The organism is Akkermansiaceae bacterium (genome assembly GCA_024233115.1).
Taxonomy (GTDB): Bacteria; Verrucomicrobiota; Verrucomicrobiia; order Verrucomicrobiales; family Akkermansiaceae; genus Oceaniferula.
In genome coordinates this window covers 147449-174098 of sequence record JACKQB010000006.1, presented here as the reverse complement: position 1 = coordinate 174098, position 26650 = coordinate 147449, and the positions used below count along the sequence as shown (strand labels likewise).

Here is a 26650-nt window from a genome sequence, read left to right as displayed (position 1 = left end):
AACAATCATTATGCTCAAAAAATTATTCACCTTAACAGGTCTCGTCTCAACGCTTATCGTGATGGGAGCAGCTGGTATTATTTATAAAAACCAGGTGCTCAAAGTGCCGCTGCTACCAGACCAGGAACGTGGGGTGTGGTTGGTGGAGGCGAGGATCTCGTACGAAGCCAAGGGCAAGCCGGTGAAGGTGGTCCTGGCCCTGCCTGGGGCAGGTTGGGAGTCGGCCACAGAGGGTCAGCAGATTTCGCTGGGTTACGGGTTTTCCAAGGACAAGGAAAACAACCTCCCGATCGGGATGTGGTCGGCACGTGAACCCAAGGGAAGGCAGTTGATTTACTATCGTGTCCGCCTGGAGGAGGGGACCGGTTTGTATGAATTTCCACAGCCGAGATCGGCGGGGATTCCGAAAGTGGCGCCGGTCAACGCCAAGGGCGCCAGGCAGGTGGCGCTGGAGGCGATGATGAAGTCCGTCGAGCAACGCTCTGCGGATGACGGCACGTATGTGGCGCAAGTGCAGCAGTTGATTGCTGATAAGCCGACCGATGAGTCGTTCACCCTGCTGCAAAGGTACTACGAAAACAAATCCCCTGATGAGTGGGAGCGTAACCTGGCCATGGATTTGCTGAGGCTGGGAGGTATTGCATGCCGGGCCAGTTTTGGTGTTAGGCTCATCGAAGAGCGCGGCTCGCACCGGGCGATCCGGCTGATCGAGTACTATGACCGGGCTGAGAAAGTCTGGCGCGTCGTGCTTCCGGATGGCGGGAGTCTGCATAACATTGTGCTTTGGACACGGGCGCAGAATTTGTGGGAGGTTTCCGGTGGGGTCAACTCCGAGGTGACCTTCACTGCGATCAAGGAGCGGGCACCGTCCGGCGCGGCTGAGCGCATGGCGAATTCCCCGTGGTGGGTGGCTACCATTTCCGCCCTGCCTGTGAGTGAACGCGCACCATTCAGGTATGCCGCCCTGATTCCCCTGGGGGTGCTGGCCGTTGTCTTGCTGCGGAATCTTGTGGGACTGGTGACCTTGGGCACATTTATGCCTGTGTTGTTAGGTCTGGCGTTCCTGGAGCTTCCGATGAGTGCCGCGATGATCATGCTGCTGTCGATGTTGTCCGGGGGTCTGATGTTCCGGGCCCTGCTTTCCAAGTTCAACTTACTGGTGGTGCCACGAGTGGCCGCCTGTGTGGTGATTGTCACCCTGTTTATGATGGCGGTGAGTTTGTTGAGTTACAAACTGGGTGCCGTGGATGGTTTGAGGGTGACGGTGTTCCCGATGATCGTTCTTGCCTGGACCATTGAGCGTATGTCGCTGATCTGGGATGAGGAGGGTGCCATCAGCGCCATCTATCAGGTTGGCGGCAGTCTGGTGGCGGCATTTGCGGCCTATGGTATGATGAAAATCGAAGTCGCGCGCTACTGGGTGGAGTATTTTCCCGAGGTGCTGTTGATGCTGCTCGCGGTCATCCTGATGCTGGGTCGCTACACCGGATACAGGCTGACAGAATTATTCAGGTTCCGTAACGCCGCTGAGATGGAAGCATGAAAAGGTGGTGGCACAGGTGGCTGATCCTTCCAAGCGAGCTGAAGCGTTTGGGTTTGATCGGTTTGAATCAACGCAACGGGACGTATCTGTTGCCTAACAATAATCGTAAATTCTACCGGAGGGTGGATGATAAACTGGTCACCAAAACGCTGGCCCAGGAAATGGGGCTTGCCGTTCCGGAACTCTATCATGTGTTCAAAACCCAGCGGGGAGTGACCGATATTGAAGAAACCCTGGCGGGCTTTGAGAGCTTTGTGATGAAGCCGTCGCGCGGCAGTGGTGGCCGTGGTGTGCTGGTCATCGTGGGCCGGCGAGGTAAGAAATTTGTCAAAGCCAGCGGAGTGGTCATCAGTGCGAAAGACGTCGAGCGCCACGCCACGGAAATCCTCGGAGGCCTGTTCAGTCTCGGTGGCAGCCGCGATGTCGCCATGGTGGAAGCCTGTATCAGCTCACACGCTGAGCTGTCGAAAATCAGCTATCACGGTGCGCCCGATGTCCGGGTCATCATGCTGCATGGCTATCCGGTCATGGCGATGTTACGCGTCGCTACCCGGCAATCCGATGGCCGCGCCAACCTCCACCAGGGGGCGATCGGTATAGGTATCGACCTTGCCAGCGGTCGCACGATCCACGCCATCCACCACAGTAGTCCGATCACGGTGCATCCTGACCTGGACACTGATTTGATCGGTCTAACGATTCCGGGATGGAGTCAAGTGCTGGAAATGGCGACCAAGGGGTATGAAATGACGGGCCTGGGGTATCTGGGGGCCGATCTCATTGTGGATGCAACCCGCGGGCCGGTAGTCATCGAGCTCAATGCAAGGCCCGGACTGGCCATCCAGCTGGCCAATGCCACCGGCCTTCGCCACCGCTTTGAAAAAGTCAAGGCGCACGCGATGACGCACCCTGGTGAGGACTGGAAAACCCGCCTTGAGTTCTCGACGCAGGCGTTTGGGAAAAAAATTGCCTTGCCGTAGCGAAGGGTTTGCAGTCTTTGTTAGATAGATCGCGTAAGAGGATTTTTACCGACGAAGGGCGCAGCCGCTTCGCTACACGGAAGCAACCGGAGCATCGATCCACTTGCCGTGCTCGGTGATCAGGTCGATCAGTCGCTCGACGGCTTCGGCTTCGGGGATGTTGAACTTCACCGCTTGTTTGCCAACGTAGAGGTTGATCTTGCCGGGGGCGCCGCCGACGTATCCGAAGTCAGCGTCGGCCATCTCCCCGGGGCCGTTGACGATACAGCCCATGATGGCGATTCGAACCCCCTTGAGGTGACCTGTCGCCGCACGCACTTTCTGGGTGGTTTCCTGTAGGTTGAAAAGGGTCCGGCCACAGGAGGGACAGGCGACGTAGTCGGTTTTGAAAATACGGGATCCAGCCGCTTGCAGGATGTTGTAGGCGAGGCGAAGTGATGCCTCGGCGTTGTATTCCCCCTGGATGAGAACAGCATCGCCAATACCATCACAAAGTAACGAGCCAATGTTGCGTGAAGCAATCAGCAGGTTGACCAGGGGATCTGCATCTGGATCGGTTGATGGTGTTAGATGATCTTTCAGTAGGATCGGGTGGTGGGCGGCGAGCTTGGAGGCGAGCAGGCGGAACGCATGGATAACGGCGGCATCGTGAACGTCGCTGTTAGCAACGGTGACCAGCTGCGGCTCAACCATGGCATTGATTTCCATGACGGCATGGGAGTCGTAGGGGTCGATGGCGATGACCCCGGAGTCCTCGTAGACAATTTCCGGTGTGAAGTCGCCCAACTTGTCCATCTTGTGCGCGAGGGCGTCCCACTTTTCACGGGAGGTGAACACGCGGATGGTGTTTTCCTTGCCAAGCTTGTGGACATTGATCTCCATCTCATGGCTGTGACGGCGGCTGTAGGAAAAGGGGTTGTAGCTGAGCGTACCCCGCTGCGCACCCGTGGGGTCGGTGAGGAGGTGGCTGTGGGCAATGCTGTCCACCAGCGCCCGGGCAACAGGTATTTCATACACGGAGTCCTCGGTGAGCGACACCCGGATGGTGTCGCCTACGCCGTCAGCTAACAGGGATCCGATGCCGATGGCTGATTTGATACGACCGTCCTCGCCGTCGCCGGCCTCAGTCACACCGAGGTGAATGGGGTAATTCCAGTCGGGGCCCTCCTTTTCAAGCCGGGCAACTAACAGGCGGTAGGCTTCGACCATCACCTTCGGGTTGCTGGCCTTCATGGAGAAACAGAAATTGTGGTAATCGTGGTCGCGGGCGATACGGGCAAACTCGAGGGCGCTCTCACACATGCCGAGCGGGGTGTCGCCGTAGCGGTTCATGATCCGGTCGGAGAGCGAGCCGTGGTTCGTCCCGATACGCATGGCGCGGCCAAGTTCTTTGCAGAGCAAGACCAGGGGGGCAAAGTCCTCGCGAATGCGATCCAACTCCTCGGCATACTGGGCGTCGGAGTATTCACGGATGGCGAATTTTTTGGTATCGGTGTAATTGCCCGGGTTGACGCGGATTTTTTCCACCCACTTGGCGGCTTCGAAGGCGGCGTCGGGTTTGAAATGGATGTCGGCAACCAGTGGGATGTCGCAACCTGCGGCGCGCACTCCATCGCGGATGTGTTCGAGGTTTTCTGCGTAGACCTTGGTTTGTGCGGTGACGCGGGCGATCTCGCATCCAGCCTCGGCAAGTTCGAGGATCTCTTTGACACAGGCTTCGGTGTCGCGGGTGTCGGCGGTGATCATCGATTGCACCCGGATCGGGTTGTCGCCGCCGATGCCGACGTTGCCAACCATGATTTCACGGGTTTTGTGGCGTGAGTATGCGAAGTAATCCTGACAGTAGTGAAGGTCCGAGTGCATGCCCGGATAGTAGGACAAGTTTGTAACTTGTCGACAGGATATGCACCAAGGTTGTTGGCGGCCTGCATAGCCGCCCTACTTCGGCTCGCCGGGCTTCATCGGAGGGGGGTGATGTTTTTCGCTTCGATACGGAAGAACGCCCGGTCCGTGGGTGAGTAGGGAATGGTCGCTGTCCAGCTGTCAGAGGTGCGGACGGACGCGATGGAGGGGTCATCGGGTGTGGCGACGGAAAACCACTGCACCAGGTTGTAGGAATAGAGCAGGTCGAGACCGGAGTCGGTCACCGCCGGGTCCAGGGGGATGGTGTAGCTAGCCGTGGATGCACCAGCGGTGGGCATCGGCAGGGCGTCGCGGAAATTAGGCAGGAAACCGAGGAAGTACTCGACGCCGTTCGGTATCTGGTCGGCATCGGTGTCCGAGCTGACCCGGGCAGCGGCATGGATGGTGGAGCCGAAATGATCCGTCTGCCACTGCCCGAACGGGGTCAGCTCCCGGGTGAAGCGGACGTTGTCAAAATCAACGTAGCCAGTGGCCAGGGTCTTGATCACGCGGATGGCGAGGTGCTGGTTGAGTGACTGGTTATCGGGCGCGGTGAAGCTGAGTGAGATGTCGGTGAAGGTGTCGGCGGTGAGACTGCTTTCCGGCACATCGATCGAGGCCACGGTCTGGCCGTCGGCGACGATTTCGAGTCGGGCGTTGCCGTAGCTTGCGGATTGGATGGCGGAGCGGAGGCCGAGCGCGACGGTCAGGGTGTAGGTGGTGTTAGGCTCCACGCTGGTGGGGAAGGTTTGTTGGAAACGGTTGCCTGCGCTGCCTCCGAACAGGAAGGCGACGTGTTTGCCGGCCATGTTAGGCAGCACCCCGGCGTTGACCGTGTCGAGGCTGTTCGTGTAGAAGGTGGCGTCCGGGTTGTAGTAGCCGTTCGAGCCGTCGGCGGCATCCGTGCCGGAGGCGGCCAGCACCTCCCAGCCGATGACCGCGGGGCTGCTGTTGCTTGCCGTGTTGATTGTGTGGATGCCGCCGTCTGCCAGGGCGGTGTTGCTTTCCAGACCGGGATTGACCGGGGTTGGTGCCGGGTTTCCGGTCAGGAGGGCATGCCACTGGGCGGCGTGGGCGGCCAGTCCGGTGGCATTGAAGTGCACGGCGTCGTGAAGGTATCCTGTTAGATGAAAATCCTCGGTTCGTGCTCCGAGCCGTGTGTTGGGCTGGGCATGGACGATGTCGCGCTGGGCGGATGTGATCGGCATCTCGAGAGCCAGGCTGCTGTTTGGATGGAAGGATACCTGGGCAAGAAACCAAGGCACGTCCCAGCCGGCGTCGGTGCGGGAGCTGGCAATGACGCTTTCGAGCCGCGACTGGTAGTCCGCGTTGGTGGTGCTGACAATGGAATCGGACTCGCCCTGGTGCCAGAGGATGGCTTTGAAGCCGTTCACGGGAAGTGACTGGACGGCGGGTTTTAAATGACCGGCGTAGAGGGAGCTGACCCACTGGTCAACACGGGTGCCGCCTTGGCCGACGGAGATGAAGCCGATGGGGATGTCCTCGCTGGCCACCAGCAGGTCGCCGAGCCGGGTCCAGGCGGAGCCGCCGGTGCCGGTGGCCGTTGGAAGCGGGTCTTCGGCGTGTATCCAGGAATTGGCCGTGATGCTGTTGCGTGCGGAGACCCGGTCTTCCGTGGAGGCGATGGCCGGGGAGCCGTGGTTGGCGGAGTTGGACTGGCCGGCGATGACGTAGATGTCGCCGATGCCAACGCGTTCCAGAGCGGTAACTGTGCCGGGCACACCGCCCATCACCTTGCGCACCTCCAGCGTGTACCAGCCGCCGGCCTGCACCTTGGCCAGGCTGCCCGAAAAGCTGCCACCGCCCGGTGCGGCATCGATGGTTTGCCAGGCGGTGCTGGTCCCCGAGTCACCCGCGACCACCCGGGCCTCGATGCTGTCCGCCGTGCCGAGGTAGTCACCGATGACATCGATGTTCGCTTTGTTGTCGGCTCCACGCTGGATGACCTGGCGCGTTACCGGAGTGGACACGCTGACCTCGGGCGGTACGGTGCCGGTCGCGTAGCCGTGCACGTCGATTTCATTGACCACGATGCCGGTGGCACTTCCGCCGGAACTTGCCGGGCTGTGGAAGGTGATGCGCACGCTGTCGATGCCGGAGGCGATGACGCTCGCGCTGTCGTCGCTCACCTTGGTGTGGCTGTAGTGATGGCTGTCGTTCGCGGTTCCAAATGGGTTGTAAGCGACGGTAATCAGATCCGTATAGTCCGTCGAACCTACCGTTCTGACAGAGACGGTGTAGTTCTGGTTGGCGTGCATCGCTGAGTTCGCGGTCCAGCCTTGGAAGACATCGACAGCGGAGATGTCGTAGCCCTGGGTATGGGTGGTGACATCCAGATCGAAGGTGGCATTGACCGGAAGTTTGGCGAGATCCCAGTAGGTGCTGTTGCTTGAGGTGGCGTTTGTGCCGCCATTATTGACGCCGGACGGGCCGAAGAAGGGGGCTACGCTGAGCGTCATGTTGGCGAGTGTGGCCCGGCCCGCGTGCACCAGGTCGGTGGACGAGATCTGCGAGGCCCAGGGCTGGCTGGCCAGGTCGTCACCGGGCTGCGTGGTCACGTTGGATTCCTCAACGCTGGTGACGATACCCGCCGAGACATGCAGCAGCGGCAGGAAGAGGAAGGAGGATATCAGGAGGCGTTTCATCATGGGTTTCAATACGGAGGTTTGCAAAAACAAGGCGGTGGAAACCATCCACCGCCCTCAAAAATGGGGATGTCGGGCAGTTCCGTCTGTTAGCGCTTGCGGCGTAACAGAATACCGAAACCCGCGAGACCGAGCAGGGCGGCGGAGCTTGGCTCGGGAACCGTGGCCACACCTTGAACATCGATTTCATTGATCACGATTCCTGGATCTGAGCCACCTGAGCTTGCGGGGGTGAGGAAGGTGAGGCGCACGCTGTCGACGCCGGATGCGAGGATGCCCGAGCTGTTTTCCGTCACCTGGGTGTGAGTGTAGTGGTGGCTGTCGTTTGCGGTTCCGAACGGGTTGTAATTGACGGTGATCAGATCTGTATAGCCAGCCGAGCCCACGGTGCTGACCGCAATCGTGTAGTTCTGGTTGGCTTGCATCCCCGACGACGAGGTCCAGCCTTGGAAAACATCGACGCTGGTGATGTCGTATCCCAGTGTATTGGTGGCGACGTTCAGATCGAAGGTGATTGTCATAGGGAGATTACCTACTACCCAGAAGGTGCAGTTGCTTGTATTGGCGTCGCCCGTGCCTCCGTCATGGACCCCATCGGAGGTCGCGCCGCCAAAGGCGCTATGGGGTGTGGCGCTGTAGCTGCGGTTCGCAAAAGTGGGCGCGCCTGTTTGTACGAGGTCTGTGGAGGAAATGGAGCCAGCCCAAGTCTGGCTGGCCAGTCCGACAGATTGGTTGGTCGAAAAGTTGGACTCCGAGGTGGTGAGGACTGCTGCAGCATGGCAGGTCGCCATCGTGGCAAGCAGGAACAGTGGGGTTTTTGTGGGTAGTTTCATTGGGCTATCACGATGCATAATAAAAAAAAGGGGCGGGGGCGAGCGGGGAAATGCAAAGAATCCAGTTCTGTTTCAAATATGAACAATGCGTTGAGTAGAGACGATGTTTCCCCTTCGATTTGGCAGAATGACCTGTCGGGGTGTTGGAGAACGGGCGAGCCAGGAAGCAAAGCAACGCTAAAGCCAGTGCCGCGCAGGGCAGGTCCATAACCATACGGCGGCCTAGCTCGTGCATACAGAAAGAAAAAAGCGGGGGGCGTGGAACCTCCCGCTGATGATGGTGATGGATTGTCGTTGTGCCCCAGCCTCCTTTCTACGGCGCAGGACCGTGTGCTCCTTAGCCCTTGCGGCGACGGAGTATCAGCGCCAGTCCACCGAGGCCGAGCAGGGCGGCGGAAGATGGCTCTGGCACGCTGGCAAGAGCGGTGATCGCACTTTGGCTCAGCGCCTCGTCGTAAATTCGAACCTCGTCAATCAAGCCTTTGTAGTCGCGGTCGTCAGTTCCGACGACACTTTCTCCGAGGCGGAGGGGGTTGTCGACAGTATTGATTCCAACGGTCGTGGCACCAGTGGTTCCTCCAAATGCGGTGAGGGTGCCTCCGTCGATGGAGTATTGTGAGGCGGACACTGTGGCGCCGACGGTAGGGACGACGATGGCGATGTGATGCCAGGAGCCGTCGGCAATGGTCGCTCCAGTGGTGGTTCCTCCTCCTCCAACTTCAAAACGCAGCTTGTTTCCCGTTACCCGGATATCGAAGCGCGTTCCGTTCGCGGAGGTGTCACCGAGCGAGATCAGGGTGGAGTTGACGTCGCCGTGATCACCAGCCGTGGCTTTCATCCAGAAGGCGATCGTGCGCGTGTGATCCCCCAGGGTGAAGTCACTTCCGGAATACGCGCCGTCATTGCCTCCTCCGTCGGGAGAGGGCGCGCCTGAAAGCGAAAGAGCGCCGGCACCGACTTTGGACGACGCCGTGATGGACGCGGCATCGCCGAGTGTGGCATGGTTTCCGAAGGCATCCGTGCCATCGACATCAAAGGTGTAGTGGGCAATCAGTGCCGCCTGGCAACTCATGCTTGCAGCAGCACCTGTTGCGAGCAGGGTGCTTAGTAGTGTGTTATATCTCATAGCTTGGTCTGGGGTTGAGCAATGTATGTCCTTCCCTGCGAGGGGGAGTAGGAAACGATGCCTATTCTGGCGTTCCGGCAGCTGATTGCAAGGTTAAAGTCAATGACTCAGCGGCAGGGCGACCAAGCTAAGGAGAAAATGGGCCCATATGAATAGCGAGAGACCGCGAAATACGGGCAAATACGCGAAATTTACATGGGCTGATTACTCAATGAACACGTCGTTCTGGAAATTTTTCGCGTATTTCGAGTATTTCGCGGTAAAAAATCCCACGAACTCCGCTCAATTATTCTTTTCCGTCAGCGAGTTGGTAAACGCGGAAGTTGTCGATGAAGATGTGGCTGTTGACGGTGCGGATGCCGAACCAGCCCTTGCGCAGCGGGTCGGGATCGACAATGCTGAAGATGACTTCGTCGTTGCGGCGGAACTGGATGTCGCTGCCGCTGGCGATGAGCTGGATCTTGAGTCTGCCGCTGCCTACCGGATTGCGTTTTTTCAACAGGTGCGGTGCGGTTTTCAGATCGTTTTCCGGCAGCAGCGGGCGGGTGCCGTCGCCCGGGTAACGACGGAAGCGGGTGGAGCTGTTGCGGTTTCCGCCGTAGCCGACGTAGTAGAGTGCCAGCGGGTGGTAGTTGGCGAAATTGCCGCCGCGATCGCTGCCGGCGAGCAGGTCGGGGGTTTTCAGGTCCTGCGCCATCCAGAAGCAGTTGAGGTCGCTGAAGCGCTCGGCTTTGCCGTCGGCCTGCGGTTTGGCGAGCACGGTGGCGTCATACTCGATCAGCACCGGGCCGGAGAGTTCCTTTTTGAACCAGATGGTGCAGCCGGCGGCGTCGTTGATCTCCAGTTTGCCTTTGTTGATTCGGGTTTTACCGCCGGGCATCTGCTCGATCTGCCACTGGCTGAGGTCGCCGTCGAAGTCGTCGCTGTAGATGGGTTCGGTGGCGAGTGCGGCGGTGACGGCGTCGTCGTTGAAGTAGCCGAAACGTGCGCTCGCGGGGGTGGCTTGGCCGTGTTTGAGCACCAGTCGACCGACGCTGCGATACCCTTGTTTCTGCACGTGTTCCGGTACGATGACGGACTCGTGCGGGCGGTTGTGGCCGGGCTGCCAGAGTTTTTCTCCGGTGCAGCTGATGACCAGTTCCTTGAGTTCCAGCTCGATGCGGTCGCCGTCGATTTTGGCAACGAGGTAGTTGACGGTCGGGTTGTAGCCGTAGAGTCCGCCGTGGGAGATCTGCTCGACGCCGTCGGCGTGTTTGCTGGTGATGGCATGCACTTCGCCGCAGAGGTAGAGGTCGACCTTGTGCCGCGCCATCGTCTGCCAGAAGGCGGACTCGCGCCCCTTTTCCGTCATCAGGCCGCTGGATGCTTTTTTTCTAACCGGACCGAGCACCGGTGTGTGGCCCATGATGATCTTGTGGGGGATGTCCTTGTATTTTTCCAACACCTCTTCCAGCCAGGCCAGTTGCTTGCCGGTGACGCCGGCGTGGACCTCTCCATTTTCATCCTGTTCAAAAACATCGACCGAGATGACGAGGGCATTTTTGTGGGTGAAATAAAAGGCGGTGCCGAGCATGTGCTCCGGTCCGTTTTGAGGCATCTTGAGATACTCGACGAAGGCTTGTTTGTAGTTCGGCACCAAGGCCACCTTGGCACCCCTCCACGGGTTGTCACCGATCTCGTGGTCGCCAATGGCGGTGTAGTATTTCAGCCCGTGCGCCTGCATGCGCTTGATCCATGCCGGGTAGTAGGTGGCGGCGTATTTCTTGATGCCTTCGGCGGTTTCCCAGCGCCCCATGACCAGATCGCCGGGCACGAGCACGAAGTCGGGGTTCTCCGCCTTCACCGCTTTCAAGCTGTAACTGAGCGCATCCTCCCAGCCGGGTTGCGGATAGAGGGTGTCCACGTTGAGGAAATCGGGAATGCTGACAAAGGTCCACGGAGCGTCCTGGCCAGCGTCCGACTCGGCTACGGCATGTGGCATAAGGCTCAGGAAACCGGCGGTGACGACGGCAAGGGATTGGGTGAGGCTGGGTAATTTCATGGTTGATAATGATGAATCAATAGACATTCCATACGAGCTAGTCGGTGTACACTTGTCAACGCAGCAAGCAATAAGCGCCCGCCTGTCCAGATATGGAACAAACAGGTCGGGTGACATTTCCCCTTACTCCTTGTCCCAATCGACGCAGTCTTTCTTGATATCCGCCCAAACGCGGTTCATGTCGGACTGCATCCGTTTGAACGCGTCCGGCTCGTCGTTTTTAAGATCGTGCACTTCGAGTAGATCCTGGCTGATTTTGTAAAGTTCGTGAGCACGGGGTTCGCAGCTCATGATTTCCTGCAGGCAACGTTCGTTGCTGACCTGCATCCCAGGATAAAACAGCTCGCCGGTGCGTCGCGCGATCAAGGTGTAGTCGCCGTCACGCATCGCAAAGTTGGCGTATCCTCTGGCCGATTGATAAAACCAGAACAGCGGTTGGCGGCGATCGGGTTTCGCATCCTCCGCAATGTATATTGAAATATCACAGCCGTCGAGTTGCAGGTCGTCAGGCACGGGCACCCCGGCCAGCGCACAAAAGGTCGGCAACAGGTCGAGGGAGGAAACTGGCACCCCTGATACCCGGCCCTGCGCGATCGCCGCCGGCCAACTGACGATCATCGGCACGCGGATCCCGCCTTCAAAAACATCCAGTTTGTGCCCGCGCAATGGACCCACCGATCCGTGCTGAAGTCGGCAACCCGGATAGCGAAGCCACTCTTCCGGCCCGTTGTCGGAGGTGAAAACAATCAGCGTGTTCTGATAGAGACCGCGCTTTTTCAAACCCTCCAGCAACTCGCCCACCGCCCTGTCCACTTGCGCGACGTTCGCCCAGTAAATCGCCTGACCGGGGATTTTTTCGTGTGCTTGGTAGCGTTCCACCAGTTCCGGCGGAGAGGCCACCGGGGTGTGGGGTTCGTGAAATGTCAGCACACTCAGGAATGGCGACTCCTTCTGCTCGCGACCATCCAGCCAGCCGAGTGTCTCGCGCACCACGATCGAGCTGGAGTAGCCTTCCAGTTTCCCCACCGCCTTGCCATTGCGGACAAAGTTCGACGGGTTGTGGTGACTCGGGCTGGCGTTGTTGTGGGTGGCGAACCAGTAGTCGAAGCCGTGATCTCCGGGCGTCGGTTGTTTGTCCGGCTGGTTGAAATGTCCGTTGAGGTGCCATTTTCCGGCGAGCATGGTTTGGTAGCCACCGCGCTTCAGCAGCTCTGGAAAGGTCACCTCGGAACGGCGCAGATGCACCGGACCTCCGGCAATCCACTCGTAGATCCCACTGCGATACGGGTTGCGTCCGGTGAGCATGCCGGCGCGCGAAGGCGAACACACCGGCGCCGCTGTGTAGCCGTCGGTGAATCGGATTCCTCCCTGCGCCAGCTTGTCCAGAATCGGTGTCTCGATGACTTGGTGACCGTAGCAGGACAGGTCGCCATAGCCCAGATCGTCACAGAGGATGACAATGATGTTAGGTCGTTCCCGGGTTGCGGTTGGCTCCGCCTGGCAGAGTCCGATTGATATCCCTGCCAGTAGCAGAGGGCTGATCCATGATCGTAGGTTAAGCATTGTCGGATGGGTGGTGTGAGGTATTTCCATGAATACCGCTTACCATCATGCAATAAAGATCCCTGACGCATTGTCAATGTCCGCTGGAAAACCCAATGCCCCCTGTTCAAATATGGAACAGCTCGCGTAAATGATCGATTTCGTCGCCGTAGCGTGAAAAGCTGGTGCAGGCTCCACCGTATTCCGCGCTATGTTGTTTTCTCCTCCCTGTCACACCCGCCCGATTACAGTCGTGTGGCACCGGGCGCTGGTCGCCGTTTTTTCCGCGATGATCGCTGCCACCGCCATGGCGGAAAAACCCAACATCGTCCTTATTCTAACAGATGACCTCGGCTACGGCGATGTGACCCACCTCAATCCGGAATCCAAGGTGCAGACACCACACATGGACGCGCTGGCAAACCAGGGTGTGTATTTCACCGATGCCCACTCACCCAGCGCCCTCTGCTCGCCGTCCCGCTACTCGATCCTCACCGGCCACTACCCATGGAGGCACCCGCAGTTGATGAAAGGCATCGTGCTGCCGTGGGGGAAGCCGGTCATCGACGCGGGCGACACCACCATGCCCGCCTTCCTCGCCAAGGCCGGCTACCACACCGCCTGCATCGGCAAATGGCACCTCGGGTTCGACTGGCCATTCCGCGATGGCAGCAATGCGGAGAACACCCGCAAGGGAGGCAATAGCACCGCCACACCGGAAAATTTCGATTTCACCCGACCCATCAACGGCGGCCCGCTCGGTGCCGGGTTCCAGCATTTCTTTGGCGTCGACTGCCCCAACTTTCCACCCTACACCTTCATCAACGACCGCAGCCTGGTCGGCGACATCACCCAGGTCTCCTGCAAATCGCTGAAGTCGCTCGGCGAGCTCGGCCACATCCACGGCGACGGCCCCGGTGCCGCCGATTATCAGTTTGAAAAAGTCATGCCCACCCTCACCCGGAAGGCGGTGGATTATATCGATGCCCACAGCCAGGACGGGCAGCCGTTTTTTCTCTATTTCACCACCACCTCGCCGCACACACCGGTCGTTCCCGCCCCGGGTTTCCAAGGGCAAAGCAAGGCGTCCCATTACGGCGACTATGTGGCGCAGACTGATGACGCCATTGGTCAGATCATCGCGGCGCTGAAAAAGAACGACTGCTTCGATAACACCCTGCTCATCGTCAGCAGCGACAACGGCCCGTCACCGCGGACCCAGCACCTGATCCGCAAACACCACCACTTTCCGGCCGGACGCTTGCGCGGCATGAAGTTCGATTCCTGGGAGGGTGGCCACCGCGTCCCCTTCATCGCCTCGTGGCCCAACGGCGGCATCCGGGGCGGAGGGAAAATCACCGACCCGATCATCCTCACCGACCTCTACGCCACGCTCGCGGCGGTCGCCGAGGTGAAGCTGGACAGCCCGCGTGACAGCGTCAATCTACTCAAGTCACTGCGCGGCGAAGGACCCGTGCGCCGCGAAATGGTCTATCACAACGGTCGCGGTGGACTCGGTATGAGGTCAGGCGACTGGGTGCTGCTGGTAGGCCGCGCCGCCGGTCTCAGCAGCGCTGAACCCGAGTGGCGGCGTAAGCTGCTCGACATCAGGTCGCCCGATGCTGATTTGCAACTCTTCAACCTCGCCACCGACCTCAGTCAGCGCGAAAATATCGCCGACCAACATCCGGAAAAGGTCGCGCAACTCAAAACCCGACTCAACGAAATCCGCAACTCCCGACCCTAGCAAAATCCAACTCCCGACCCCAATGAAAAACTTCAAATTCAGATCAGTTAGGAACGCCGCGCTTGGCTGTATGGCCGCACTACCCCTCATCACCACAGCTGTCGCAGAAACGAGCCCATCCGTTGAACCCGCTACCACCGACCGGCCGAACATCGTGCTGATCTACGGCGACGACCTCGGTGCCGGATTGCTCGGTGCCTACGGTCAGAAAATCATCAAGACTCCTAACATCGACCGCCTGGCCGCCGAGGGCATGATTTTTAACAACGCCCATGGCTGTGTCTATTGCGCACCCGCGCGTGCGAGCATGATCACCGGCTTGCACGACTCCCATCGTAATGCGTGGAGTATCGTCAAGGGTGGACTGTTAGTGGAGAAGGACATGGGGAAAATGTCCGAGCAGGAAATGCAGCGACAGCTCGCCAGAGCCATCCCGGCGAAGCCGAACGAAGTGTTCCTCGCCCAGGTTGCCAAAAATGCCGGCTACACCACGGCGCAATTTGGCAAGCTCGACTGGGGCTTCACCACCACCCACGACCGCCTGGTGCGCCACGGCTGGGACTACTACTTCGGTTACTACGACCACGTGCGCGCCCACGGTTTCTACCCCACCTACCTGTGGAAAAATGGTGAGAAGGTCATGCTTCCCGGCAACACCCACCACAATGCCGGCAAGACCTACGAGGGTGGTTACGATAAAAAAGAGGCCACCGAGGTGCGCCGTGACAAGACCGGCAAGGTGCATTACTCACAGAACGTCTTGATCAAAGACCTGCTGCAATACCTCGACGACCACAAGGACCAGCGCTTTTTCCTCTATCACCCCACCCAGATCCCGCACGGCCCGGTGGATGTGCCCGGGGTGCATCCGGATTTTGTCAACGACAACCGCCTGACCGACGTGCAGAAGGAATACGCGTCGATGGTGAAGTTGTTAGATGATCACGTCGGTCTGATCATGGCCAGGCTCAAGAAGCTCGGCCTGGACGATAAAACCATGATCGCATTCACCTCCGATAACGGTCACGCGCTGTATTACATCCACAACAAACTCCGCAGCCAGCAGCGCTCCTACCACGGCGAGCTCGATGTCTTCAAAGGCTCGCTGGACTTGGCCGGGATGAAATGGACCAACTGGCAGGGCGGCATCCGCGTGCCGCTGATCGTGCGCTGGCCAGGTAAGGTCAAAGCCGGTAGCCAGACCGACCGACTCACCGCCGCTTATGACTACATGCCGACCTTCGCTGACGTCATGGGCACCGAGGCTCCGAAGGGTAAGGACGGTAGCTCATTTTACCCGACATTGTTAGGAAAGGAGCAACCGAAACGTGGCCCGATCATCGTGCATCAAGCCGTTGTCGCCGACGGCTGGAAGCTGGTACGGGACGAGGAGCAGAAAGATAAAGAAGTTTATCTGCTGTTCAACCTCAAGGACGACCCCGGCGAGCGCCACGACCTCGCCGCCAAGCACCCCGAGAAGTTCCAGCAGCTGATGACCATTTTCCAACGCGAAGTCGGCAGCCCGCGCAAGGATCTCTAACAAATCCGTAGCGAAGGCTTTGCAGCCTTCGTCGGCTAACGATTCGATGCCCCCTTCAACCAACGTTCAGAAACATCCATGAAACACCCAAGTCTTCACGCCCTCAAAATCGCCGCGCTCGGCTGCGTCGCCGCACTTCCCCTCATCAGCACGGCAGTCGCGGAAAGCAAAACACCCGTCGCACCCGCCACCGCTGATCGGCCTAACATCGTGCTCATCTACGGCGACGACCTCGGCGCCGGCTTGCTCGGTGCCTATGGTCAGAAAATCATCAAGACGCCCAACATCGACCGACTCGCCGCCGAGGGCATGATTTTCAACAATGCCCACGGCTGTGTCTATTGCGCCCCCGCGCGCGCCAGCCTGGTCACCGGTTTACACGACTCCCATCGCAATGCCTGGAGCATCACCAAGGCCGGGTTGATTGTGGCCAAGGACGAAGGGAAAATGACCGGGGCAGAGGTGCAGAAGCAACTCGCCAAGGCCATCCAGGCCAAACCCAACGAAGTCTTCCTCGGCCAGGTCGCGCAAAAAGCCGGCTACACCACCGCCCAGTTTGGCAAGCTCGACTGGGGGTTCACCACCACCCACGACCGCCTCGTGCGCCACGGCTGGGATTACTACTTCGGTTTCCTCGACCACGCGCGCGCCCACGGCTTCTACCCCACCTACCTGTGGAAAAATGGCGAGAAAGTCATGCTGCCCGGCAACACCCACCACAACGCCGGCAAAACCCGCGAAGGTAGCTACGCCTCCAAGAAAGCCACCGAGATGCGCCGCGATAAAACCGGTAAGGTGCACTACTCACAGAACGTCCTGATCAAGGACATCCTGCAATACCTCGACGACCACAAGGACCAGCGCTTTTTTCTCTATCACCCCACCCAGATCCCGCACGGCCCGGTGGATGTGCCCGAGGTGCACCCGGATTTTGTCAACGACGACCGCCTGACGGACGTGCAAAAGGAATACGCGTCGATGGTGAAACTGTTAGATGACCACGTCGGCCTGATCATGGCCAGACTTAAGAAGCTCGGTCTGGACGATAAAACCATGGTCCTGTTCACCTCCGACAACGGTCACGAACTCTACTACGAACACGACAAATATCGCGCCCGCCACCGCTCCCACCACGGCGAGATCGACGTTTTCAAAGGTTCAATGGATCTGGCCGGGGTGAAATGGACCAACTGGCAGGGCGGCATCCGCGTTCCGCTGATCGTGCGCTGGCCGGGTAAGGTCAAAGCCGGTAGCAAGACCGACCGACTCACCGCCGCCTACGACTACATGACCACCTTTGCCGAGGTCATGGGCACCGAGGCTCCGAAGGGCAAGGACGGTAGCTCATTTTATCCGACCTTGTTAGGAAAGGAGCAGCCGAAGCGCGGCCCCGTGGTCGTGCATCAGGCGGTGATATCCGACGGCTGGAAGCTGGTGCGGGACGCCGAGCAGAAGGACAAAGAAGTTTACCTGCTGTTCAACCTCAACAAGGACCCCGGCGAGCGCCACGACCTCGCCGCCAAGCACCCCGAGAAGTTCCAGCAGCTGATGACCATCTACCAACGCGAAGTCAACAGCCCGCGCAAGGATTTCTAGCACGTCGACCTTTCGCTTAATAACCATCCCCGATGAAAAACCACCTCCGCAAGCTCCCCGTCATCGCCGCCGCCGTCGTCGGCCTCAGCTCCGCCCATGCCTCGGACGCCTCGCACGTCATGACCTACGACGAACCCGCCAAAAAATGGGAACTCAACGGCCTGCCGATCGGTAACGGCGCGCTGGGTGCGGTGCTCATGGGCGGCATCGACAAGGCGGAGATGCAGTTCAATGTCGATTCCCTCTGGACAGGAAACGAAAACCCGGGCGGCGCTTACGACGACAAGGGTATGGGCAACTACCAGAACTTCGGCAGCCTGATCTTTACCGCCGCCGGCGCTGCCCCGACCGGAGCGCGGGTCTGGGTGCCGATGGACAACCCCGACACCGAACACTACCAGTCGTCGGGCTCCAGCCAGACCGTCTTGGAGTCGGTCGATGGCAACAAACGCAGCAAATGGTGTGTCCGCATCGAAAACCAGGAAATCACCCTCAGGAAAATCGTCTGGCAGGCGGATCTCGGCAAGGCCGGCCGACTCACCGATTACGCCTTCACCAGCGCCTCCGACGTGCCCGAGCGCGACCCCAGCGCGTGGGTGCTGGAAGGCTCTGACAACGGCAGCGACTGGAAACTGCTCGACGCCCGCACAGGCATCGCCCCGATGGAAAAACGCGGCGAGACCAAAACCTACACCCTCAAGCAACCCGCCAACCACCGCTACTACCGCATCACCTTCACCCCGCGCCAAGGCGTGCCGGTTTTCCAGGTCGGCGAGATCAGCCTCGGGGGGCACGACCTGAAACCCCAACCCGTCCAGGTCGACGCCTACCGTCGCCAGCTCGACATCTCCCAGGCCGTGCACAGCACCACCTGGAAGCGCGACGGCGTGACCTACACCCGCGAAGCCATCGCCTCGCACCCCGACCGCGTCATCGCCTGGCGCATGACCGCCGACAAGCCGGGCAGCATCAGCGGCGATCTCTTTTTCCAGGGCGCCCACCTGCGCAGCGACAAAACCTCTGCCGATGGCACCTCCCTGCACCTCTCCGGCAGCCTGCCGAACGGACTGCGCTATCACGCCACCGCCGAAGTGCAGCACAAGGGCGGTAAACTGAGCAGTCGTGACAAGAAATTGACCGTCACTGGCTGCGATGAAATCCTCATCCTGCTCGCCGCCGACACCAACTACGTCATGCGCCGCGACGCCGGATGGATGCAAGGCGACCCGGCAGATAAAACCACCGCCCGCCTCGACGCCGCGCGCAAGAAATCGTGGCAAGACCTGCTCAAGGCGCACGTCGCCGACCACAGCGCCCTCTACGACCGCGTCAGCCTCGACATCGGCAAAACCGACCCTGTAATCGCCGCCCAGACAACCGACCAGCGGCTCAACAACTACCGCGCAAAAGCCAAAGAGCTACCCCGTCCCTGCCTCGACCCCGAGCTCGAAGCCATGTTCTTCAACTACGGCCGCTACCTGTTGATCGCATCGTCCCGCCCCGGCACCCTGCCCGCCAACCTGCAGGGGATCTGGTGCAACCAGAACCTGCCGATGTGGCACTGCGACTACCACACCAACATCAACCTGCAGATGAACTACTGGCTGGCGGAAACCACCAACATGCCCGAACTCACCGGCCCCTTGTTTGACCTGCTGGACTCCGGCAAGGAGGTTTACCGCGAGCACACCGCGGCCCACTACGGCAAGGACACCCAGGGATTTGTCACCCGCATGAGCCTCAACCCCTTCGGCGGCTCGGGGTGGAACTGGAACATCGAGGGCACCGCCTGGCTTTCCCAGCACTACTGGGAACACTACCAGTTCTCGCTCGATCAAAAATTCCTCGCAGAGCAGGCGTGGCCGTGGATGCGTGATACCAGCCTGTTCTGGCTGCCCCGCCTCAAGGCGCTGCCCGACGGCTCGTTGGTCGTGCCCGATGCCTGGTCGCACGAGCACGGCCCGCGCGAAGACGGCACCGCTCACGCCCAGCAGCTGATGTGGGATCTGTTCACCAGCACCCTCAAGGCCGCGGAAATCCTCGACACCGACAAAGAACTGCAAACACGCCTGAAAACCACCCTCGCCAAACTCTACGGCCCGAAAATCGGCAGCTGGGGGCAGCTGATGGAGTGGATGGGTGAAAAACCCGAGTTTGAAAAAGGCGGCCACCGTCACACCAGCCACCTCTTCGCCGTGCACCCCGGCAACCAGATCACCCTGGAAAACACCCCGAAACTCGCCGAAGCCGCCCGCGTCTCGCTCAACCAGCGCGGCGAAGGCAGCGAGAGCCGCCGTTCCTGGTCCTGGGCGTGGCGGGGCCTATTATGGGCACGCCTCGGCAGCCCGGACCGCGCCCACGGCTGCGTCGCCGGACTGCTCGCCTACAACACCCTGCCCAACCTCTGGACCACCTGCCCGCCGTTCCAGATCGACGGCAACTTCGGCATCACCGCCGCCATCTGCGAGATGTTTGTCCAGAGCCAGTCCGGCGCCATCGTGCTGCTGCCCGCACTGCCCAAGGTTTACCCCGAGGGCTCCGTCCGCGGCCTGCGCGCCCGCGGCGAAGTCATCGTCGATCTCGCCTGGAAAGACGGCAAGCTCACCTCGGCCACGCTGAAATCCCCCCACAGCCAGCAGGTCAAAGTGCGCCTCCCCGGCCAGCAGCCGAAAACCGTCCGCCTGACCGCCAACCAAGCCACCCCCGTGCCGCTGACTAGGGAAAAATGAAAACAGCCCCCGCGGTTTTTTTCTGGACTTGGAGAAGTTATCTATTAAGGGCACCTCTAAAAACTGACGTTTCCACCATATCATCATCTACCGCCGGTTTTTAAAGTTGTACGGGCAGGTGACGATGTAGTCTCGGGGCTTTTATGAGGTGGTTCGGTGTTGTTGGTTGCTGGCTTCTTACGTTTGGGAATCGGGTTGCCCCTTGTTTTGGCTGTTAACGAGCTAACAGGGCGTAGCGATCCATGTTGTAGGTGAGGTTGCAGAGGTGGTTGTGGCTTGTCACCCGCCTCAGGCCAATGCTCCGGCAGAGGTCGGCTCCCATTTGCGCCATCCGACCGAAGACGTGCTCCACCCGCACACGCATCCGGCTGATGGTGTGGTTGGTTCTGAGTTCCTGTTCTGTCAGCGGCTTGTTCCTGTGGGATTTGCGCATGAGGTGTTCTTCCGCGTTGATTTCCTCTAACACGTATTCCTCGTTCTCTTCGCTGTGGTAGGCACTGTCGGCTAGCACGGCATTGTCCTTCTCATCAAGGAGTTGTTTGAACACCCGGCTGTCGTGGACTTCCGCTGAGGTGGTTTCGCTGCAGATAATGAGTTTGCTCTTCAAATCCACCTTGGCGTGGTTCTTGTAGCCGTAGTAGCTTTGGTTGTTCTTCTTTGTCCAGCGGGCGTCGGTGTCTTTCTGGCGTCCGACGGATTTGTTGGTGTCAAATTCTTCGGGGCGTCCGCCTTGCTTGATTCTTTTGTTCTGGCTGCGGGTGTTGCGCTGGCGCGGGGCCTCGGTGAAGCTGGCGTCCACAATGCTGCCTTCACGGGCGATGAGGTTTTTCTTTTCCAGTGCCGCAGTGAAGGCATCGAACAGCCGACGGCTTCCTTCGCGGCTGTTTTCCTCGATACGTTCCTTGAAGACCCAGATGGTCTTGGCATCGGGGTAGTCGTCGCCCAACTGAAGGCCAAGGAAGTGCAGGAAGCTCAGGCGGTCGCCGATCTGTTCCTCGGTGGCGTCATCGCTGAGGCCGTGGTATTTCTGGAGGATGAGCACTTTGAGCATGAACACGGGGTCGAAAGGGGGGCGGCCTCCCTTGTTCCAGTCACGGTTGGCGTAGCCGCAGAGTTCCTCAAGTAGCGGGCGGAACCCTTCCCAGTCAATGATATCGCGCAGCTTCAGGATGCCGATTTCACGTTTCGCCACCGCCTGCTGGTGTTCGATGGCCGAGAACAGGTTGCCTCCCTTGTCTTGCTTCCGGTAGTTGCTCATGCAGGGAGTTTCGCTGCATTGCCTTTGTTAGGAAAGGTTAAATGAGCGCGCAGGGGTTTTTAGAGGTGCCCTTAAAAAGGAATCAAGAAACGTTATGAAATTAAAAACTCCACTGTATCAAAAGTGGGCCACGATGGCCACTTTCTCGTTATCTGTCTCGCTCGCCTCGGCAACCACAGTCATCTCCGGATGGACCGTCATTGACGACTCCTACACTGATGACGCCAGTGGCACATTCGCCATAACGTCCGCAGGAGCCACGACGCAGACAACGCCTACTCAAGCTTTTGCTGATACACAGAAGTTTAGCGCAACTGCAGCTGTGGACTGGACGGCGACATGGACGTTCCTCGGTTTGACGAATGGCACTTATGAAGTGGCCGGAGCATGGTATGGTACAACGAACCGGACTAAAACAGCGCCTTTCAAAGTTCAGGGGGGGAGTACGATTGTGGTAAACCAGGAACTGAGTCCGGGTCACCCTTCGCTTCCAGCTGGCCCAACACTTAGCGATGGCACTGAGAATGTCGTATTTAGCATGCTGACGGCCACAGCAGTAGTGACCGATGGCACACTGACCGTCGTACTTAATGACGTGGACAACACTTCGGGTTCAGAATATGTGCTTGCAGATGCCATTGCGATTCGCGCCGTCCCGGAGCCATCCTCCGCAGCCCTGCTCGGCCTTGGGGGACTCGCGCTGATACTCCGCCGCCGTAAAGGCTAAGGAGCACACGCTCCTCCGCTATGGAGTGCGGGCTTGCAGCCCGCAGCTTGCTTGTCGAGCGGAGACTCCCGCCACAGTGCAGGTGGGCCAACATGACGCTCGACAGGGAGATGCCCCGAACATGTCGGGGCGCTCCATAGCCCGCCACATGCCGCCCTTGCCGCCCTTGCCGCCCTTGCCGCCCTTGCCGCCCTTGCCGCCCTTGCCGCCCTTGCCGCCCTTGCCGCCCTTGCCGCCCTTGCCGCCCTTGCCGCCCTTGCCGCCGTCACACGGGCAGCTCAGGGGCGGCGCGGTGTTTTGCGGAGAAAGTCCACCATTTCGGCTCCTGCCGCGAGGAAGGCGCCGCTGCCGTAAACCTCGGTGAAGTCGGGGAAGGAGTCCCCCGGCGCGGCACCCACCGGCTGCACGTATCCCAGCATGCCGTCCTCCGTCACGCAATCGGTCAATGCACGCCAGCCCTTGAGGATAACCGGTGTGTAGGTATCACGATCCAGCAGGCCGTGGTTCACACCCCAGGCCAGGCCGAACACAAAAAAGGCGGTGCCGCTGGTCTCTTTGACAGGGTAGGCCTCCCCGCCTCCTAACAGTCCCATCGACCAAGTACCGTCTGCACGCTGGTGTTTCTTGAGGGCCGCCGCCATCTGGGTAAAGAGATCGGTGTAAAAGCGGCGCTTTTCCCAGTCGGTGGGCAGGTCCGGGATCATCAGAGCGAGTCCGCCGAACACCCAGCCGTTTCCACGCGACCAGAAGATTTTCTCGCCGTTTGTTTCCCGCTGTTCGAAGTAGGTGGAGTCCCTCAGGAAGAAGTGTTTCTCCTTGTCCCACAGCAGCTCATGGGTGGCGCGGTATTCGCGGTCCATGAAGTCGAGATACTTTTTCTCGCCGGTGACCCTGGCCAGTCTCGCCCACACCGGAGGAGCCATGAACAAGGCGTCACTCCAGCCCCAGCGCTTGTGCGCCTCCCTGCCGTTCTCCTTCATGTCAAGCGTGCCGCTCTGAGGGTTCGCGAGAATCCAGTCGAAGTGTTTTTTTGTCGGTTCTAACATTTTCGGCTCGCGCGTCTGCTGGTAGAGGTCGAGGTAGAACTGCCCGACGGTGTGGTCGTCGGCGTGATAGGGGCGTTCGTGGAGTTTCCAGCCATGGCGGTCGCCGATTTCGATCAGCCAATCCTTGTATTTCGCGTCCCCGGCGATCAGGCTCCACCGGAACATGCCGGCATACAGCGCGCCGTTGTGCCAGGTCAGGTCATGGCGTTTTTCGCGGTTCTGCCATTTTTGAGGCTTCGTCGGCAAGGCACGGAATTTCCCCTGGTCGTCGAACGTCCGGATCTGCCAGTCGGCGACTTTTCTGGTGATGTTCATCACCTCATCGGCGCTGGGCGGCAGGGCGGCGGTGACGATGGTGGCTGTGAGCAGGACACCGACCAGGGTGGCAAGCGGACGAGGGACGGTTGGGCGGGTATGCATGGTGCAGTTGGGTCATGTTCGGATGCGCCCGGCCTCCAGGCCCAGGTGCGCAATGGTTGAGCGTGGTGGGATTGATCAAACAGCTAGTGAGAAGGCAACATAACCATCAGTCGATGGGGGCGGGGTGATGTTTTTTGCTTCGACTATGGATGAAAAAGCGGGGGGCCGTGAAGCCTCCCGCTGATGATGGAAAGATGTCGGGATTTCCCCGCTTATTTTCTACGGCGGCGGAGGATCAGGGCAAGACCACCGAGGCCGAGCAGGGCGGCGGAGGATGGCTCGGGCACGGCGACGATGATGAGGCCGCTGGCTCCGCCAACGGCTTCAAAGAGCGCCTTGTCGGATTCGCCATTGCCGCTGAGCCAGGAGTTGAGGTCATCTACAGAGTAGGTGCCCAAGTCGAGGCTGTGGGTTCCCGTGGTGATCGAGGTGAAGGTGTAGCTCTCTCCATCGTTGATGAAAAAGCGGGCGGTGCTGTATCCCTCACTCAGACCACCGATCTCGGAAGCATCGCCGTTCAGCGTGAGGGTCTGGGCAGAGATGCCGTGGGTAAAGTCGAAGGTGCCGTTTTGGAGTTCAATGTCACCACTCCAGGTATTTGAGGCAGAGGCAAAGACGGTCTTGTTGGTGTTGTCTGTTTTCGTACTGTTAAATTTGTATCCGACTCTGGAGATCAACTTGGCAGTGCCGCTGATGGCTTGGTTGATGGTGAGGGTCCGGTTGGATACCGCACCCGTGTTGAAGGTGAGTGAGTCGGAGGAGATGTCGAAAGAAGATGTGCCGCCGCTTTTATTGCTGAGAGAGATGGTTAATGCGTTGTGGACAATGTAGTTATTGCCGGATCCTGTCATGCTGAGATTGTCAACTGTCACGGCGTTAAAAATCCCCAAAGAGCCTCCGTTGGTAAAGGTCAGGGAATCTCCAGCAAATTCGCCACTTGCACGCAGGTTCTGCCCATTGGCAACGACGTAGTCTTTTCCACTAGCCGCCGGATTGCCACTGTCATTCCAGTTGGCGGCCTGGTTCCAGTATTGCCCAGAACCAGCGCCCGAGTTTATGCGGTAAACAGTCGCTGCGTGCAGTGAAGCAGTTAGACAGGCGAGCGTTGCGGCGGTGGCGAGTAGAGGGAGTTTTTTCATAGTGCCCTATTGGGATGGTTGGAATGGGAAATGAGGACCCGTCAGGCAGCTCTTCAAGGAAGGAGTCCAAACGAATCCTTACTTATGAAATCGGACGGGATTTGGCGAATGGTAAAATGCGAAAACCCCGGGTTTGTTTCAAATATGGACAACCTCCCGATTTTTGTTGTTTTTCGTTGTAAATGGGAGGTTTTCTGGAGGCGGCATTCTGGCTGGCTTGTGCGGCGCTGAACCATGGGCTCATCATGCTTTGCGCTCTTCGCTGGCTGGAACCGGATGAAAGATCCCGCGCCCGGGTTGCGTCTTCATTGACATCGGGCTGCACCGTTTCGGTTACTCATCCCACACAACAATCACTTTTCCACATGATGAAACCACACCAACAGATTATCACCTCCGCCCTGCTTGCTCTGGCCGCCGTTTTGTCCACCGCCAGTGCCCAGGCGAAAACCAAGCCCGTCACCGGTGCCGGTCCAATCCCGACCGTCAAGATTGCCCCGCCGCCCGAGCCGGTCATGGATGTGCGGAAGTTCGGAGCCAAGGGCGACGGCGAAACGGACGACACGGAGGCGATCCAAAAGGCGATCCAGGCATGCCCGAAAGGTGGTAGTGTGTTGCTCCGCGGTGGAAAATTCACCTCCCGGATGCTGAAGCTCAAGGGCGACATGACCTTGTACGTCGCACCCGACGCCACCCTGCAGGGAAGCACGGACCCCAAGGGCTACCCGGAGATCCTTCCCTACAGCGAGGCGGAAAGCATCGGCGTGCGCTGGAACCGCCGCTGCCTGCTCTACGCGGACCGCGCCGACGGACTCAGGATCGACGGCGGCGGCACCATCAATGGTCGCGGCAAGCTGCTCAAAACCATGCTCGGAGGGGAGGACAAACGCCCGTCTCTGATGCGGATCTACAGGAGCAACAACATCGACGTGCGCAACGTGACCTTCCGCAACCCGCGGATGTGGACCCTCGTGTTCGAGCAGTGCAAAAAGCTCACCATCGAGCACGTGAACGTGTTTGCCCCGCACGTTTACAGGAACTGCGACGGCATTGACATCTGTGATTGCCACGACGTGGTGGTGCGCAACTGTCGGGTCGAATCCGACGACGACTGCGTTGTGTTGAAAAGCCACTCCGGGTTCGGTATCAAAAACGTGCTGATCCAGAACAACCACATCAAGAACCGGGGAGCCAACGGCATCAAGTTCGGCACCGCCACCGTCGGACCGATCGAAAACATCCGCATCCTCGACAACACCGTGAGCAACGCCAAGTTCGGCGGCCTCTGCATCGAATCCGTGGACGGCTCGCAAGTGCGCGATGTCGTGGTGCGCAACCTGGTGCTCGAAAACACCTGCCAGCCGATCTTCATCACCCTGGCCAATCGCAAGGACTGGCGGAAAACACTCAAGAACCATCCCGTGGGCGCGGGCAGCCTCACCGATGTTCTGATCGAGGATGTGCTGATCAAATCCACCCACGACCAGACCCGCCACTCGATGACCATCACCGGCATTCCGGGTGCCAGGTTGGGCGAGATCACCCTGCGCAACATCACGGTGGAGATGCCCGGCGGCATCAACAAAAAACTGCCGCACCCGCAGGACAGGGTCGACGGATACCCGCAGTCCAACCGGCTCGGCTGGGTCCCCGCCCACTCGTTCTACGTGCGCCACGCCGACAAGGTGGTGTTTGAGAACATCACCACCAGCTGCACCAAACCGGACGCCCGTCCGTGGTTGGTTTACGACCAGGCCGAGGTGGTGACGAAAAACTGCACCGACAAGACCGTCAAACCCGCCGAATAAGCCGCGC

Annotated in this window: 17 protein-coding genes; 8 read left to right on the top strand and 9 right to left on the bottom strand. The window is 59.4% G+C overall.

The annotated features are described in order from the left end of the window. Positions 1 to 10 precede the first annotated feature (10 nt). Both H7A51_16825 and H7A51_16820 read left to right on the top strand, forming a co-directional pair. Complete coding sequence (locus H7A51_16825; GenBank protein MCP5537883.1) at positions 11 to 1543, top strand: UUP1 family membrane protein; 1533 nt, start codon at positions 11 to 13, stop codon at positions 1541 to 1543. Next, positions 1540 to 2523 (top strand): alpha-L-glutamate ligase-like protein, encoded by a 984-nt coding sequence (locus H7A51_16820; GenBank protein MCP5537882.1) that lies wholly within the window; start codon positions 1540 to 1542, stop codon positions 2521 to 2523. The genes H7A51_16825 and H7A51_16820 overlap by 4 nt, the downstream gene beginning before the upstream one ends. A 72-nt stretch (positions 2524 to 2595) precedes the next feature. Here the strand turns inward: H7A51_16820 and ispG are convergent, their stop codons facing one another. From ispG to H7A51_16790, 6 genes are all read right to left on the bottom strand, one after another. After that, positions 2596 to 4386, bottom strand: a complete 1791-nt coding sequence (gene ispG, locus H7A51_16815; protein MCP5537881.1) for a (E)-4-hydroxy-3-methylbut-2-enyl-diphosphate synthase — start codon at positions 4384 to 4386, stop codon at positions 2596 to 2598. Positions 4387 to 4481: 95 nt separating this feature from the next. Continuing rightward, entirely contained in the window at positions 4482 to 7094 is a 2613-nt protein-coding gene (locus H7A51_16810; GenBank protein ID MCP5537880.1) for a hypothetical protein, read from the bottom strand. 86 nt (positions 7095 to 7180) lie between these two features. Then, positions 7181 to 7924 (bottom strand): PEP-CTERM sorting domain-containing protein, encoded by a 744-nt coding sequence (locus H7A51_16805; protein ID MCP5537879.1) that lies wholly within the window; start codon positions 7922 to 7924, stop codon positions 7181 to 7183. Between the two features lie 337 nt (positions 7925 to 8261). Beyond that, positions 8262 to 9050 (bottom strand): LamG domain-containing protein, encoded by a 789-nt coding sequence (locus H7A51_16800; protein MCP5537878.1) that lies wholly within the window; start codon positions 9048 to 9050, stop codon positions 8262 to 8264. A gap of 286 nt (positions 9051 to 9336) precedes the next feature. After that, on the bottom strand, positions 9337 to 11091 hold the full coding sequence (locus H7A51_16795; protein ID MCP5537877.1) for a metallophosphoesterase: 1755 nt from the start codon (positions 11089 to 11091) through the stop codon (positions 9337 to 9339). Positions 11092 to 11214: 123 nt separating this feature from the next. Next, positions 11215 to 12654 (bottom strand): sulfatase-like hydrolase/transferase, encoded by a 1440-nt coding sequence (locus tag H7A51_16790; GenBank protein MCP5537876.1) that lies wholly within the window; start codon positions 12652 to 12654, stop codon positions 11215 to 11217. Between the two features lie 190 nt (positions 12655 to 12844). Here H7A51_16790 and H7A51_16785 point away from each other — a divergent pair, with 190 nt between their 5' ends. The 4 genes from H7A51_16785 to H7A51_16770 all read left to right on the top strand — a co-directional run bounded on the left by H7A51_16785 (position 12845) and on the right by H7A51_16770 (position 20245). Then, positions 12845 to 14380 carry an arylsulfatase gene (locus H7A51_16785; GenBank protein MCP5537875.1) on the top strand — a complete coding sequence of 512 codons (1536 nt, stop codon included), beginning with the start codon at positions 12845 to 12847 and terminating at the stop codon, positions 14378 to 14380. A gap of 70 nt (positions 14381 to 14450) precedes the next feature. Beyond that, entirely contained in the window at positions 14451 to 15920 is a 1470-nt protein-coding gene (locus tag H7A51_16780) for an arylsulfatase (protein MCP5537874.1), read from the top strand. Between the two features lie 78 nt (positions 15921 to 15998). Beyond that, entirely contained in the window at positions 15999 to 17516 is a 1518-nt protein-coding gene (locus H7A51_16775) for an arylsulfatase (GenBank protein ID MCP5537873.1), read from the top strand. Positions 17517 to 17548: 32 nt separating this feature from the next. After that, positions 17549 to 20245, top strand: coding sequence for a glycoside hydrolase family 95 protein (locus tag H7A51_16770; protein ID MCP5537872.1), 2697 nt, complete (start codon positions 17549 to 17551; stop codon positions 20243 to 20245). 214 nt (positions 20246 to 20459) lie between these two features. Here H7A51_16770 and H7A51_16765 read toward each other — a convergent pair whose 3' ends face one another. Next, positions 20460 to 21503 carry an IS5 family transposase gene (locus H7A51_16765; protein ID MCP5537871.1) on the bottom strand — a complete coding sequence of 348 codons (1044 nt, stop codon included), beginning with the start codon at positions 21501 to 21503 and terminating at the stop codon, positions 20460 to 20462. Between the two features lie 94 nt (positions 21504 to 21597). Between H7A51_16765 and H7A51_16760 the strand changes: the two genes are divergently transcribed. After that, the gene (locus tag H7A51_16760; GenBank protein ID MCP5537870.1) at positions 21598 to 22230 is read left to right on the top strand and encodes a PEP-CTERM sorting domain-containing protein; all 633 of its coding nucleotides are present in this window, start codon (positions 21598 to 21600) and stop codon (positions 22228 to 22230) included. Between the two features lie 278 nt (positions 22231 to 22508). On the opposite strand, the gene H7A51_16755 is transcribed toward H7A51_16760, so the two are convergent. Together H7A51_16755 and H7A51_16750 are read right to left on the bottom strand one after the other, a co-directional pair. After that, on the bottom strand, positions 22509 to 23696 hold the full coding sequence (locus tag H7A51_16755; protein ID MCP5537869.1) for a glycoside hydrolase family 88 protein: 1188 nt from the start codon (positions 23694 to 23696) through the stop codon (positions 22509 to 22511). Between the two features lie 212 nt (positions 23697 to 23908). Further along, a complete protein-coding gene (locus H7A51_16750; GenBank protein ID MCP5537868.1) occupies positions 23909 to 24835 on the bottom strand; it encodes a PEP-CTERM sorting domain-containing protein in 927 nt (308 codons plus the stop codon). A 368-nt stretch (positions 24836 to 25203) separates the two neighbouring features. On the opposite strand from H7A51_16750, the gene H7A51_16745 reads away from it, so the two are divergent. Next, positions 25204 to 26643, top strand: coding sequence for a right-handed parallel beta-helix repeat-containing protein (locus tag H7A51_16745; protein ID MCP5537867.1), 1440 nt, complete (start codon positions 25204 to 25206; stop codon positions 26641 to 26643). Positions 26644 to 26650 lie beyond the last annotated feature (7 nt).